Source organism: Enterobacter cloacae complex sp. SYL003 (assembly GCF_049236925.1).
Lineage (GTDB): Bacteria > Pseudomonadota > Gammaproteobacteria > Enterobacterales > Enterobacteriaceae > Enterobacter > Enterobacter intestinihominis.
In genome coordinates this window covers 1-13,593 of the sequence record NZ_JBMKJK010000013.1, presented here as the reverse complement: position 1 = coordinate 13,593, position 13,593 = coordinate 1, and the positions used below count along the sequence as shown (strand labels likewise).

General features: G+C 54.4%; 16 protein-coding genes. 13 read left to right on the top strand and 3 right to left on the bottom strand.

All coding sequences use genetic code 11. The features are described 5' to 3' along the window. Positions 1–82 precede the first annotated feature (82 nt). The gene (locus ACOT1A_RS16625; protein ID WP_022649599.1) at positions 83–1,015 is read right to left on the bottom strand and encodes a LysR substrate-binding domain-containing protein; all 933 of its coding nucleotides are present in this window, start codon (positions 1,013–1,015) and stop codon (positions 83–85) included. 15 nt (positions 1,016–1,030) lie between these two features. Next, positions 1,031–2,935, bottom strand: a complete 1,905-nt coding sequence (locus tag ACOT1A_RS16620; protein ID WP_171936176.1) for an ABC transporter ATP-binding protein — start codon at positions 2,933–2,935, stop codon at positions 1,031–1,033. Between the two features lie 132 nt (positions 2,936–3,067). Between ACOT1A_RS16620 and kefG the strand changes: the two genes are divergently transcribed. From kefG to slyD, 4 genes are all read left to right on the top strand, one after another. Next, a complete protein-coding gene (kefG, locus tag ACOT1A_RS16615) occupies positions 3,068–3,619 on the top strand; it encodes a glutathione-regulated potassium-efflux system ancillary protein KefG (protein WP_003861686.1) in 552 nt (183 codons plus the stop codon). Continuing rightward, positions 3,619–5,424 (top strand): glutathione-regulated potassium-efflux system protein KefB, encoded by a 1,806-nt coding sequence (gene kefB, locus ACOT1A_RS16610; protein ID WP_003861688.1) that lies wholly within the window; start codon positions 3,619–3,621, stop codon positions 5,422–5,424. The genes kefG and kefB overlap by 1 nt, the downstream gene beginning before the upstream one ends. 13 nt (positions 5,425–5,437) lie before the next feature. Further along, positions 5,438–5,638: a YheV family putative zinc ribbon protein gene (locus ACOT1A_RS16605; RefSeq protein ID WP_022649597.1), complete on the top strand. Its 201-nt coding sequence runs from the start codon at positions 5,438–5,440 to the stop codon at positions 5,636–5,638. A gap of 94 nt (positions 5,639–5,732) precedes the next feature. Beyond that, the gene (gene slyD / locus ACOT1A_RS16600) at positions 5,733–6,323 is read left to right on the top strand and encodes a peptidylprolyl isomerase (RefSeq protein WP_003861691.1); all 591 of its coding nucleotides are present in this window, start codon (positions 5,733–5,735) and stop codon (positions 6,321–6,323) included. A 51-nt stretch (positions 6,324–6,374) separates the two neighbouring features. Here slyD and ACOT1A_RS16595 read toward each other — a convergent pair whose 3' ends face one another. After that, complete coding sequence (locus ACOT1A_RS16595) at positions 6,375–6,593, bottom strand: protein SlyX (protein WP_023298761.1); 219 nt, start codon at positions 6,591–6,593, stop codon at positions 6,375–6,377. A 238-nt stretch (positions 6,594–6,831) separates the two neighbouring features. On the opposite strand from ACOT1A_RS16595, the gene fkpA reads away from it, so the two are divergent. From fkpA to ACOT1A_RS16550, 9 genes are all read left to right on the top strand, one after another. Then, positions 6,832–7,650, top strand: coding sequence for an FKBP-type peptidyl-prolyl cis-trans isomerase (gene fkpA, locus ACOT1A_RS16590; protein WP_003861695.1), 819 nt, complete (start codon positions 6,832–6,834; stop codon positions 7,648–7,650). 167 nt (positions 7,651–7,817) lie between these two features. Next, a complete protein-coding gene (locus tag ACOT1A_RS16585; protein ID WP_003861697.1) occupies positions 7,818–8,540 on the top strand; it encodes a helix-turn-helix transcriptional regulator in 723 nt (240 codons plus the stop codon). Continuing rightward, complete coding sequence (gene tusD / locus ACOT1A_RS16580) at positions 8,540–8,926, top strand: sulfurtransferase complex subunit TusD (protein WP_193129826.1); 387 nt, start codon at positions 8,540–8,542, stop codon at positions 8,924–8,926. Before ACOT1A_RS16585 ends, tusD begins: the two co-directional genes overlap by 1 nt. Next, positions 8,926–9,285 (top strand): sulfurtransferase complex subunit TusC, encoded by a 360-nt coding sequence (tusC, locus tag ACOT1A_RS16575; RefSeq protein ID WP_023298759.1) that lies wholly within the window; start codon positions 8,926–8,928, stop codon positions 9,283–9,285. The genes tusD and tusC overlap by 1 nt, the downstream gene beginning before the upstream one ends. Positions 9,286–9,292: 7 nt before the next feature. Next, positions 9,293–9,580, top strand: coding sequence for a sulfurtransferase complex subunit TusB (tusB, locus tag ACOT1A_RS16570; RefSeq protein WP_022649592.1), 288 nt, complete (start codon positions 9,293–9,295; stop codon positions 9,578–9,580). 124 nt (positions 9,581–9,704) lie between these two features. After that, positions 9,705–10,079 (top strand): 30S ribosomal protein S12, encoded by a 375-nt coding sequence (gene rpsL / locus ACOT1A_RS16565; RefSeq protein WP_000246815.1) that lies wholly within the window; start codon positions 9,705–9,707, stop codon positions 10,077–10,079. 96 nt (positions 10,080–10,175) lie between these two features. Next, the gene (rpsG, locus tag ACOT1A_RS16560) at positions 10,176–10,646 is read left to right on the top strand and encodes a 30S ribosomal protein S7 (RefSeq protein ID WP_003861706.1); all 471 of its coding nucleotides are present in this window, start codon (positions 10,176–10,178) and stop codon (positions 10,644–10,646) included. Positions 10,647–10,742: 96 nt separating this feature from the next. After that, positions 10,743–12,857, top strand: coding sequence for an elongation factor G (gene fusA, locus ACOT1A_RS16555; RefSeq protein ID WP_022649591.1), 2,115 nt, complete (start codon positions 10,743–10,745; stop codon positions 12,855–12,857). 69 nt (positions 12,858–12,926) lie between these two features. Next, a partial coding sequence (locus tag ACOT1A_RS16550; RefSeq protein WP_074147656.1) for a GTP-binding protein occupies positions 12,927–13,593 on the top strand: 667 nt, incomplete at its 3' end.

Here is a 13,593-nt window from a genome sequence, read left to right as displayed (position 1 = left end):
CTGCGCCTTACCGGGCCTACGGGTTCGGTTGTATTATTTTGTAGGCCGGGTAAGACGCAACGCGTCGCCACCCGGCAAGGCCTCAGGCTCCGTCCTGCAAACTTCTGGCGTACATCCGCCCTTCCGCGGCCAATGCTCGCAGGCTCGGATCCTGCTCGCGGTTGCGGGCAAAGACGATCGCAATCAGCTGCTGCATCTGGTACGGCTGTGCCAGCTTCAGTAGCTGCACCGAATTTTCGTACACTTTCTTCATCCTGCCCGGCATCAGCGTAAACCCGACCCCCGCCTGTACCAGGCTCAGCATCGAGAAAATATCGTTTACCCGCGTCACAATCTCCGGCTCGAAACCGGCAATATGAAACGCTTCCTGAAACCCGGCGTAAGTGGCGAACCCTTCCGCGAGGGCGACAAACTTCTGATCTTTATAGTCACGCAGATCGGCGGGACCGCTGGTATTCAGCGTGGCAGAGGCCGGTGCGGCAAGGAAAATATCGTCATGGAACAGGGGCAGCACTTCGAGGCTGTTACGGTCGATATCGCTCTCGGAGATAGAGATTAAAATCGCATCCAGCGAACCCTCATCCAGCATATGGAGCAGGGTTTCGTTCGAGCCCATCGTCAGATCCATCTCCAGATCCGGACGGCGCAGCTTCATGCCCATTATCAGGCGCGGCACGGTTTCCAGCGTCAGCGAGTAAAGCGTACCGACGCGCAACCGTCCCTGGCCGATACCGGCAATCTTGCGCGACTCTTCCAGCCCGCGCTCCATCACCTGCATCACCTCCTGACAATACTCCAGCAGCGTCCACGCGGAGGGGAGGGCAATCAGGTTACGCCCTTTGTGAGCAAAGAGCGGGCAGCGGACGTTCTCTTCGAGGGTATGCAGCGCGCGGTGCACGCTGACACCGCTCAGGCCGAGCGTTTCGGCGGTACGTGCGATATTGCCCTTGTCCATGAACGTCATGAAGATGCTGAGCTTACGGAATGTAATCTCGCTCGTGGTATCGAAGCCCATAACCCTCCCGGCGTGTTAGTCGGCTTGCAGCATCGCTTCCAGCTGTTCCTGCGCGTCCAGCCATGCCATTTCGCACTCTTCGAGACTGGATTTGGTTTTCGCCTGCGTTTGCAGACAGTCCGTCAGCTCCGCTTTGCGGCTCTGATCGTACAGTTCGCTGTCGCCCAGCTTCTCTTCGACGGCGGCAAGCGTGGCGTTAAGCTTTTCCATCTCTTTTTCGAGACGGGTAATCTCTTTACGCAGCGGCTGAGTCTGGGTGCGCAGTTCCGCTTCACGGCGCTTCTGGTCTTTACGCGCCTGGGCGCTGTTGGCGTTGTCTTTCGCTGACTCTTCCGGCTGGTTTTCCTGCTTCTGCACGTCCGTCAGCCACTGCTGGTAATCTTCCAGATCGCCGTCGAACGGTTCCACTTTGCCGCCGTGAACCAGATAGAGATCGTCGGTGGTGGAGCGGATCAGGTGGCGATCGTGCGAAACGACAACCAGCGCCCCTTCGAACTCGATCAGCGCTTCGGTCAGCGCCTGACGCATGTCGAGATCGAGGTGGTTGGTCGGTTCATCGAGCAGCAGCAGGTTTGGACGCTGCCAGACGATCAGCGCCAGCACCAGACGCGCTTTTTCGCCGCCGGAGAAACGCGCTGTATTTTCAGTCACCTTATCGCCCTGGAAGCCAAAGCCGCCGAGGTAGTCGCGCAGCTTCTGCTCCATCTCCTGCGGCGCCAGGCGCGCCAGGTGCTGGATCGGCGATTCATCGGCGCGTAAAAATTCCAGCTGATGCTGGGCGAAGTAGCCAAGCTTGATGCCTTTCGCCAGGCCGATTTCGCCGCTGACCGGGTTAAGCTCGCCCGCCAGCAGCTTGATCAGCGTCGATTTACCGGCGCCGTTACGTCCCAGCAGACCAATGCGTGAACCTGGCACCAGGTTGAGCTTGATAGAGTCGAGGATAATGCGATCGCCATAGCCCGCGCTCACTTTTTCCATTTTCAGCAGCGGGTTCGGCAGGCTCTCCGGCTCGCGGAAGCTGAAGTGGAACGGGTTATCCACGTGCGCCGGGGCGATCATCTCCATGCGTTCCAGCATCTTGATGCGGCTCTGCGCCTGCTTGGCTTTTGACGCCTTGGCCTTGAAGCGATCCACAAAGCTTTGCAGGTGCGCCACGCGCTGCTGCTGGCTTTCATACATCGCCTGCTGCTGGGCGAGGCGCGTCGCGCGCTGGCGCTCGAAAGAGCTGTAGTTGCCGGTGTACTCGAACAGGCTTTGCTGTTCGATATGAATGATTTTATCCACCACCGGGTCGAGGAAGTCGCGGTCGTGGGAGATCAGAATCAGAGTGCCCTGATAGCTCTTGAGCCACTTCTCCAGCCAAATAACCGCATCGAGATCGAGGTGGTTGGTCGGTTCATCGAGCAACAGGAGGTCGGAGCGGCAGATCAGCGCCTGCGCCAGGTTAAGGCGCATACGCCAGCCGCCGGAGAAATCGCTCACCGGGCGTTCAAGCTGTTCGTTGCTGAAGCCCAGGCCGTGCAGCAGGCTGGAGGCGCGGGAGCGAATGGTCCAGGCGTCGATGGCGTCCAGCTTGCCGTGGACGGTGGCGATGGCGTGGCCGTCGTTGCGCTCGTTGGCGGCGTTGAGCTCCGCTTCGAGCTTGCGGTATTCACGGTCGCCGTCGATAACATAGTCGAGCGCCGGTTCGCTCAGCGCGGGGGTCTCCTGGTTTACCCAGGCGAGCTGCCAGTTGCCCGGGAAGGTAAAGTTCCCGCCATCCGCGCTTATCTCGTTTTTCAGCAGTGCCAGCAGGGTGGATTTACCGCAGCCGTTTTTGCCGACCAGCCCCACTTTCTGGCCCGGGTTGATGGTAGCAGTCGCGTTATCCAGCAGGACGCGCACGCCGCGACGAATTTGTAACGAGGAGAAAACAATCATAGAAGCGCCGTATGTTCCGACTATGTTAATTTGTCATTATGATAATGTAAGGTGTGGGCCAATTTCCCCACCGGGCCGCCATGGTAGCCCAAAACGACAACAATACACAAAAACAGAACCGGGAGGGGAGTGATGTCTCAGACAGCGAAAGTGCTGCTGCTGTATGCCCATCCGGAATCACAGGACTCGGTGGCAAACCGGGTGCTGCTTAAGCCGGCCACACAGCTCAGTAACGTAACGGTGCACGATCTCTACGCGCACTACCCCGATTTCTTTATTGATATTCCTTACGAGCAGGAACTGCTGCGTCAGCACGACGTGATTGTGTTCCAGCATCCGCTTTATACCTATAGCTGTCCGGCGCTGCTGAAAGAGTGGCTGGACCGCGTGCTGAGCCGGGGCTTTTCCAGCGGGGTGGGGGGCAACCAGCTGGCGGGAAAGTACTGGCGGAGTGTCATCACCACCGGTGAGCCGGAAAGCGCTTACCGTCACGACGGGCTGAACCGTTACCCCATGAGCGACATTCTGCGGCCGTTTGAGCTGACGGCGGCGATGTGCCGTATGCACTGGATGAGCCCGATTATTATCTACTGGGCACGGCGGCAGGATCCGAAAGCGCTGGCGAGCCATGCCAGGGCCTATGGCGAATGGCTGGCGTCACCGATTCCGGCGGGAGGACGCTAATGGACGGTTCGAATTTACTCCTCGCCGGGGTGCTGTTTTTGTTTGCCGCCGTCGTCGCGGTCCCCCTTGCCGCGCGTCTCGGCATTGGCGCGGTGCTGGGCTATTTGCTGGCGGGGATAGCCATTGGTCCCTGGGGGCTTGGGTTTATCAGCGATGTGGATGAAATTCTCCACTTCTCCGAGCTGGGCGTGGTGTTCCTGATGTTTATCATCGGGCTTGAGCTTAATCCGTCCAAGCTGTGGCAACTGCGGCAATCTATTTTTGGCGTCGGGGCGGCGCAGGTATTGCTCAGCGCCGCCATTCTGGCGGGCCTGCTGATGCTGACGCAGTTTTCCTGGCAGGCCGCGGTGATTGGCGGGATCGGTCTTGCAATGTCGTCGACGGCGATGGCGCTTCAGCTGATGCGCGACAAAGGGATGAACCGCAACGAGGCGGGGCAACTGGGCTTTTCGGTGCTGCTGTTCCAGGATTTAGCGGTGATCCCGGCGCTGGCGCTGGTGCCGCTGCTGGCAGGCTCCGGAGACGATCATTTCGACTGGATGAAGATCTCCATGAAGGTGCTGGCCTTCGCGGGGATGCTGATCGGCGGACGGTTTTTACTGCGTCCAGTGTTCCGGTTTATTGCGGCATCCGGCGTACGCGAGGTCTTCACCGCCGCAACGCTGCTGCTGGTGCTTGGTTCAGCGCTGTTTATGGATGCGCTGGGGCTGTCGATGGCGCTCGGGACGTTTATCGCCGGGGTGCTGCTTGCGGAAAGCGAGTACCGCCACGAGCTGGAGACCGCCATCGATCCGTTTAAGGGGCTGCTGTTAGGGCTGTTCTTTATCTCGGTGGGTATGGCGCTTAATCTTGGCGTGCTCTATACCCATCTGCTGTGGGTTATTGCGAGTGTCGCCGTGCTGGTGGCGGTCAAAACGCTGGTGCTGTATCTCCTCGCGCGAATTTACGGGCTGCGCAGCTCGGAAAGGATGCAGTTTTCCAGCGTGTTAAGTCAGGGCGGAGAGTTTGCGTTTGTGCTGTTTTCCACTGCGTCGTCTCAGAAGCTGTTCAAAGATGACCAGATGGCGCTGCTGCTGGTGACGGTCACGCTGTCGATGATGACCACGCCGCTGCTGATGAAGCTGGTGGACAAACTGCTGTCGCGCCGCCTGAATCCCGCAGACGATGAAGACGAAGCGCCGTGGGTGGAAGATGATAAACCGCAGGTGATCGTCGTGGGCTTTGGCCGCTTCGGACAGGTGATTGGTCGCCTGTTGATGGCAAATAAAATGCGCATTACGGTGCTGGAGCGCGATATCAGCGCCGTCAACCTGATGCGCAAATATGGTTATAAGGTGTACTACGGGGATGCGACGCAGCTTGAGCTGTTGCGCTCGGCGGGCGCAGAGGCTGCGGAGTCCATCGTCATCACCTGTAACGATCCGGAAGACACAATGAAGCTGGTGGAGCTGTGCCAGCAGCATTTCCCGCATCTGCATATTCTGGCGCGTGCGCGCGGACGAGTTGAGGCTCACGAACTTTTGCAGGCGGGTGTGAAACACTTCTCCCGCGAAACCTTCTCCAGCGCGCTGGAGCTGGGGCGCAAGGCGCTGGTTTCGCTGGGTATGCATCCTCACCAGGCGCAACGTGCCCAGATGCATTTCCGCCGGCTGGATATGCGAATGCTGCGTGAACTGATGCCTGTGCACAGCGACACGGCGCAGATCTCCCGCGTGCGGGAAGCGCGTCGCGAACTGGAGGAGATCTTCCAGCGTGAGATGCAACAGGAACGACGCCAGCTCGACGGCTGGGATGAATTTGAATAAAGGGTAACGAAAGATGGCTTTACGTAAACGCTTTATCGCGGGCGCAAAATGCCCGTCCTGCCAGGCGCAAGATACGCTGGCCATGTGGCGGGAGAATAATATCGATATTGTTGAATGTGTTAAGTGCGGTCACCAGATGCGTGAGGCCGACAAAGAAGCCCGCGATCACGTTCGCAAAGAAGAGCAAGTGATCGGCATTTTTCATCCAGACTAGCGATATGCTCTGAGTTTTTTTAAGCTTAAGGGTACACGGGTGCAGAATTCCGCTACAATCTGCGCCAGCAATTTTCCCACGCTCAGGAGATATCATGAAAGTAGCAAAAGACCTGGTGGTCAGCCTGGCCTATCAGGTACGTACAGAAGACGGTGTGTTGGTTGATGAGTCTCCGGTGAGTGCGCCGCTGGACTACCTGCATGGTCACGGTTCCCTGATTTCCGGCCTGGAAACGGCGCTGGAAGGTCATGAAGTTGGCGACAAATTCGACGTTGCTGTCGGCGCGAACGACGCTTACGGTCAGTATGATGACAACCTGGTTCAGCGCGTTCCTAAAGACGTGTTCATGGGCGTTGACGAATTGCAGGTTGGCATGCGCTTCCTGGCTGAAACTGACCAGGGTCCGGTTCCGGTTGAAATCACAGAAGTTGAAGACGACCACGTTGTGGTTGACGGCAACCACATGCTGGCTGGTCAGAACCTGAAGTTCAACGTAGAAGTTGTTGCTATCCGTGAAGCGACCGAAGAAGAGCTGGCTCATGGCCACGTTCATGGTGCGCACGGTCACGACCATGACCACGATCACGGCCACGACGGCTGCTGCGGTGGTCACGGCCACGATCATGGTCATGACCACGGCCACGGTAAAGGTGGTTGCGGTAACGGCGGCTGCGGCTGCCACTGATTCCGTACTGCGGAAAATAAAAAAGCGGGATAATCCCGCTTTTTTTACGCCTCAATAATGAGGTGGTGGCGTCTCTTCAGCCTGAGAGGCGATGTGCGACGACTGCGTTGCCTTCACTTTTTCAGTAAGAAGTCGCATCAAATCGCGCATTTTTGCCATTTCAAGCTCATGAGCCGTCACGGTCTGGTTCAGTTCTTCGATGGTGATGTCCTGAAAAGCCAGGCGGCTTTCCAGCTCAGCCAGTCTCGCTTCGATCGTTGTATCCTTCATCATTCACCTCGTTTATCTCTCATGCGCCATAATGGACCAGCGGCGGCGAAGTTTATCTGACTTTTTCCTTAAGTACAGTATCCATCTCCCTGACAAGAAACTTATTTAAACAAAAATAGTCTGAAAAGAAGCGACATTCGGGGGAGTCTGTCTGTAGATTTCTTCCACAACGTTTTATAGTACGTCACTCATTTACGTTTAACACTGGGGTGAGAGACCTCAGGTCCTGGAGATATGGATGAAATCACTGTTTAAAGTTACGCTGCTGGCGACCACTATGGCTGTAGCGCTCAATGCGCCGCTGTCTTTCGCTGCTGATACTGCTGCGAAGCCTGCTGCGACTACAGACAGCAAAGCGGCATTCAAGAATGACGACCAGAAATCCGCCTACGCACTTGGCGCGTCTCTGGGCCGTTACATGGAAAACTCTCTGAAAGAACAAGAGAAACTGGGCATCAAACTGGACAAAAACCAGCTGATCGCAGGGGTTCAGGATGCGTTCGCAGACAAGAGCAAACTGTCTGACCAGGAAATCGAGCAGACTCTGCAAGCGTTTGAAGCGCGCGTGAAAGGCGCCGCTCAGACCAAGATGGAAGCAGACGCTAAAGATAACGAAGCGAAAGGCAAAGCCTACCGCGATAAGTTCGCTAAAGAGAAAGGCGTTAAAACGTCTTCTACTGGCCTGATCTATAAAGTTGAGAAAGAAGGTACCGGCGACGCGCCTAAAGACAGCGACACCGTTGTAGTTAACTACAAAGGTACGCTGATCGACGGTAAAGAGTTCGATAACTCTTATACTCGCGGTGAGCCTCTCTCCTTCCGTCTGGACGGTGTGATCCCGGGCTGGACCGAAGGCCTGAAGAACATCAAGAAAGGCGGTAAAATCAAGCTGGTCATCCCACCGGATCTGGCTTACGGCAAAACCGGCGTTCCGGGTATCCCGGCTAACTCTACGCTGGTATTTGATGTAGAACTGCTGGACATCAAACCGGCGCCGAAAGCGGATGCGAAAACAGACGCACCGGCTGACGACAAAGCCGCAGCAGCTAAGAAGTAATGCTGAAAAAAACCGCCGCCTTTACAGGCGGCGGTTTTTTTATTGTGGGGCAGATATAATTAACACTGGAAAGCGTTATACACGCTGTATTAATTTAGTTGTCCGTGTAGATAATGAGCCTGCCCTGAAAACCTAACGACAGGCTCCTGAAAAGGAGTGTTTTTTTCATGTCCAGGTCGCTTTTAACCAACGAAACCAGTGAACTTGATTTGCTGGATCAACGTCCATTTGACCAGACCGACTTCGATATTCTGAAATCCTACGAAGCGGTAGTGGACGGGTTAGCGATGCTCATTGGTTCCCACTGCGAAATCGTATTGCATTCCCTGCAAGATCTTAAGTGTTCCGCTATCCGCATTGCGAATGGTGAGCACACTGGCCGTAAAATTGGTTCGCCAATCACCGACCTTGCATTGCGTATGTTGCATGACATGACCGGCGCGGACAGCAGCGTCTCAAAATGCTATTTCACCCGCGCCAAAAGCGGCGTGCTGATGAAATCAGAAACGATCGCGATTCGAAACCGCGAACACCGGGTGATCGGTCTGCTGTGCATCAACATGAACCTTGATGTGCCATTCTCGCAAATCATGAGCACCTTCATCCCGCCAGAAACGCCGGACGTGGGCTCATCGGTGAACTTTGCCTCTTCTGTTGAGGATCTCGTGACACAGACGCTGGAGTTCACCATTGAAGAGGTGAATGCCGATCGCAACGTATCCAACAACGCCAAGAATCGTCAGATCGTCCTGAACCTCTATGAGAAAGGGATTTTTGATATCAAAGATGCCATCAACCAGGTGGCCGATCGCCTGAATATCTCCAAACACACGGTTTACCTCTATATTCGCCAGTTCAAAAGCGGCGACTTCCTGGGGCAAGACAAGTAATGCGTTTTGCGTTAATGGTGACGGGCCCGGCGTACGGTACCCAGCAGGCCAGCAGCGCGCTACAGTTTGCCCATGCGCTGCTTGATGCCGGTCATGAACTGGCAAGCGTCTTCTTCTATCGTGAAGGGGTCTATAACGCGAACCAGTTTACGTCCCCGGCGAGCGATGAGTTTGACCTTGTGCGCGCCTGGCAAAAATTAAACGAAACGCAGGGCGTCGACCTGCATATCTGCGTCGCGGCGGCACTGCGTCGCGGCGTGACGGATGCGACTGAAGCCGAACGCCTTCGTCTGGCAGGGGCTAACCTGCAACCGGGCTTTTCGCTCAGCGGATTAGGCGCATTAGCACAGGCGGCGTTGACCTGCGACAGAGTGGTGCAATTTTGATGAAGCGCGTAGCGTTTGTTTTTACTTCTGCCCCGCATGGCAGCGCTTCAGGCCGGGAAGGGCTGGATGCATTGCTCGCGACCTCGGCTTTAACCGAAGATATTGGCGTCTTCTTTTTAGGCGATGGCGTATTCCAGCTTCTGGCAGGCCAACAACCGCAGGCTATTCTTGCGCGCGACTACATTGCGACCTTTAAAGTTCTGCCGCTCTATGACATTGAAACCTTCTATGTGTGCGCCGACTCGCTGGCCGCTCGTGGGTTAAATGAGAAAATACCGTTCGTGCTGGACGTGACGATCCTGACATCTTCTGCGCTGCGCGAACAACTTTCTCACTACGATACCGTTCTGACTTTCTGAGGCTGTCATGCTCCATACCCTGAGCCGTTCACCGTGGCAATGCGATATCGACACGTTACTGAGCATGCTGCGCGAAGGCGATGATCTGCTGCTGATTCAGGATGGCGTGCTCGCGGCGCTTGATGGCAGCCGTTTTGTTGAAATCCTCGCTAATGCCCCCATAACAGTCTCTGCGCTTAAAGAGGATCTGGATGCGCGGGGTCTTTCTGGTCAAATTTCAGCCAAAATTGACGTGGTTGGCTATACTGATTTCGTCAATCTTACTGTGACGCACGCCAGTCAAATGAACTGGTGATTTGAGATCGCTGTATATTTCTTGACACCTTTTCGACGTAGCCCTAAAATTTCGCGTCCTCATATTGTATGAGGTCGTTTTATTACGTGTTTACGAAGCAAAAGCTAAAACCAGGAGCTATTTAATGGCAACAGTTAACCAGCTGGTACGCAAACCACGTGCACGCAAAGTTGCAAAAAGCAACGTGCCTGCGCTGGAAGCCTGCCCGCAGAAACGTGGCGTATGTACTCGTGTATATACCACCACTCCTAAAAAACCAAACTCCGCACTGCGTAAAGTATGCCGTGTGCGTTTGACTAACGGTTTCGAAGTGACTTCCTACATCGGTGGTGAAGGTCACAACCTTCAGGAGCACTCCGTGATCCTGATCCGTGGCGGTCGTGTTAAAGACCTTCCGGGTGTTCGTTACCACACCGTTCGTGGTGCGCTGGACTGCTCAGGTGTTAAAGACCGTAAGCAGGCTCGCTCCAAGTACGGCGTGAAGCGTCCTAAGGCTTAATGGTTCTCCGTTAAGTAAGGCCAAACTGATTTATCTTAATGTCAAACTAAACTCGTAGAGTTTTGGACAATCCTGAATTAACAACGGAGTAATCCCATGCCACGTCGTCGCGTCATTGGTCAGCGTAAAATTCTTCCAGATCCGAAATTCGGATCAGAACTGCTGGCAAAATTTGTAAATATCCTGATGGTAGATGGTAAAAAATCTACTGCAGAAGCAATCGTATACAGCGCGCTGGAGACCCTGGCTCAGCGTTCTGGTAAAAATGAACTGGAAGCTTTCGAAGTCGCTCTCGACAACGTGCGCCCGACTGTAGAAGTTAAGTCTCGCCGCGTTGGTGGTTCTACTTATCAGGTTCCAGTTGAAGTTCGTCCGGTTCGTCGTAATGCTCTGGCAATGCGTTGGATCGTTGAAGCTGCTCGTAAACGCGGTGATAAATCCATGGCTCTGCGTCTGGCGAACGAACTTTCTGATGCTGCAGAAAACAAAGGTACTGCAGTTAAGAAACGTGAAGACGTTCACCGTATGGCAGAAGCCAACAAGGCGTTCGCACACTACCGTTGGTAATCCCTTCGGAGTCGTAGTCACCAGGCGGGCGCTTCAGAGAAGCCGCCCGCTCTGGGTAACTTAACTGAACGCCTAAAGATATAAACGAGGAATCAAATGGCTCGTACAACACCCATCGCACGCTACCGTAACATCGGTATCAGTGCGCACATCGACGCCGGTAAAACCACTACTACCGAACGTATTCTGTTCTACACCGGTGTAAACCATAAAATCGGTGAAGTTCATGACGGCGCAGCCACCATGGACTGGATGGAACAGGAGCAGGAGCGTGGTATTACTATCACCTCCGCAGCGACTACTGCTTTCTGGTCAGGTATGGCTAAGCAGTACGAACCGCATCGCGTAAACATCATCGACACCCCAGGGCACGTTGACTTCACCATCGAAGTAGAACGTTCCATGCGTGTTCTTGACGGCGCGGTAATGGTTTATTGCGCAGTTGGTGGTGTTCAGCCACAGTCTGAAACCGTATGGCGTCAGGCTAACAAATATAAAGTTCCACGCATCGCGTTCGTTAACAAAATGGACCGTATGGGTGCTAACTTCCTGAAAGTTGTTGGCCAGATCAAAACCCGTCTGGGCGCGAACCCTGTTCCGCTTCAGCTGGCAATTGGTGCTGAAGAAGGCTTCACCGGTGTTATCGACCTGGTGAAAATGAAAGCCATCAACTGGAACGAAGCAGATGCGGGCGTTACCTTCGAATACGAAGATATCCCGGCAGAGATGCAGGACCTGGCTGACGAATGGCACCAGAACCTGATCGAATCCGCAGCAGAAGCTTCTGAAGAGCTGATGGAGAAATACCTGGGTGGTGAAGAACTGACTGAGCAAGAGATCAAATCTGCTCTGCGTCAGCGTGTTCTGAACAACGAAATCATCCTGGTAACCTGTGGTTCTGCGTTCAAGAACAAAGGTGTTCAGGCAATGCTGGATGCGGTAGTTGACTACCTGCCATCCCCGGTTGACGTTCCTGCGATCAACGGCATCCTGGACGACGGTAAAGATACTCCGGCTGAGCGTCACGCAAGTGATGACGAGCCGTTCTCTGCGCTGGCGTTCAAAATTGCTACCGACCCATTCGTGGGTAACCTGACCTTCTTCCGCGTTTACTCTGGTGTGGTTAACTCCGGTGACACCATCCTGAACTCCGTGAAATCGGCGCGTGAACGTTTTGGCCGTATCGTACAGATGCACGCTAACAAACGTGAAGAGATCAAAGAAGTTCGTGCGGGCGACATCGCTGCTGCTATCGGTCTGAAAGACGTGACTACTGGTGACACCCTGTGTGACCCGGATCACCCGATCATTCTGGAGCGTATGGAATTCCCTGAGCCGGTAATCTCCATCGCGGTTGAACCAAAAACCAAAGCTGACCAGGAAAAAATGGGTCTGGCTCTGGGCCGTCTGGCGAAAGAAGACCCATCATTCCGCGTATGGACTGATGAAGAATCTAACCAGACCATCATCGCTGGTATGGGTGAACTGCACCTGGACATCATCGTTGACCGTATGAAGCGTGAATTCAACGTTGAAGCGAACGTGGGTAAACCTCAGGTTGCTTACCGCGAAGCGATTCGCGCGAAAGTTACCGATGTTGAAGGTAAACACGCTAAGCAGTCTGGTGGTCGCGGTCAGTACGGTCACGTTGTGATCGACATGTACCCACTGGAGCCGGGCTCTAACCCTAAAGGTTACGAGTTCATCAACGACATCAAAGGTGGTGTGATTCCTGGCGAATACATCCCTGCCGTTGATAAAGGCATCCAGGAGCAGCTGAAAGCTGGTCCTCTGGCTGGTTACCCGGTTGTAGACATGGGTGTTCGTCTGCACTTCGGTTCTTACCACGACGTTGACTCCTCTGAACTGGCGTTTAAACTGGCTGCGTCTATTGCCTTTAAAGAAGGCTTTAAGAAAGCAAAACCAGTTCTGCTTGAGCCAATCATGAAGGTTGAAGTAGAAACTCCGGAAGAGAACACCGGTGACGTTATCGGTGACTTGAGCCGTCGTCGCGGTATGCTGCGTGGTCAGGAATCCGAAGTAACTGGCGTTAAGATCCACGCTGAAGTTCCGCTGTCTGAAATGTTCGGATATGCAACTCAGCTGCGTTCTCTGACCAAAGGTCGTGCATCATACACTATGGAATTCCTGAAGTATGATGATGCGCCGAACAACGTTGCTCAGGCCGTTATCGAAGCCCGTGGTAAGTAATCCACAGGATTAAAACCTAAGTCCCGTGCTCTCTCCGAAGGGGAGAGCACTATAGTAAGGAATATAGCCGTGTCTAAAGAAAAATTTGAACGTACAAAACCGCACGTCAACGTTGGTACTATCGGCCACGTTGACCATGGTAAAACTACCCTGACTGCTGCAATCACTACCGTACTGGCTAAAACCTACGGCGGTGCTGCTCGTGCTTTCGACCAGATCGATAACGCACCAGAAGAAAAAGCTCGTGGTATCACCATCAACACTTCTCACGTTGAGTATGACACCCCGACTCGCCACTACGCACACGTAGACTGCCCAGGCCACGCCGACTATGTTAAAAACATGATCACCGGTGCTGCGCAGATGGACGGCGCGATCCTGGTTGTTGCTGCGACTGACGGCCCTATGCCTCAGACTCGTGAGCACATCCTGCTGGGTCGTCAGGTAGGCGTTCCTTTCATCATCGTGTTCCTGAACAAATGCGACATGGTTGATGACGAAGAGCTGCTGGAACTGGTAGAGATGGAAGTTCGTGAACTGCTGTCTCAGTACGATTTCCCAGGCGACGATACCCCAATCGTTCGTGGTTCCGCGCTGAAAGCGCTGGAAGGCGAAGCAGAGTGGGAAGAGAAAATCATCGAACTGGCTGGCTACCTGGATTCTTACATCCCAGAACCAGAGCGTGCGATTGACAAGCCATTCCTGCTGCCAATCGAAGACGTATTCTCCATCTCCG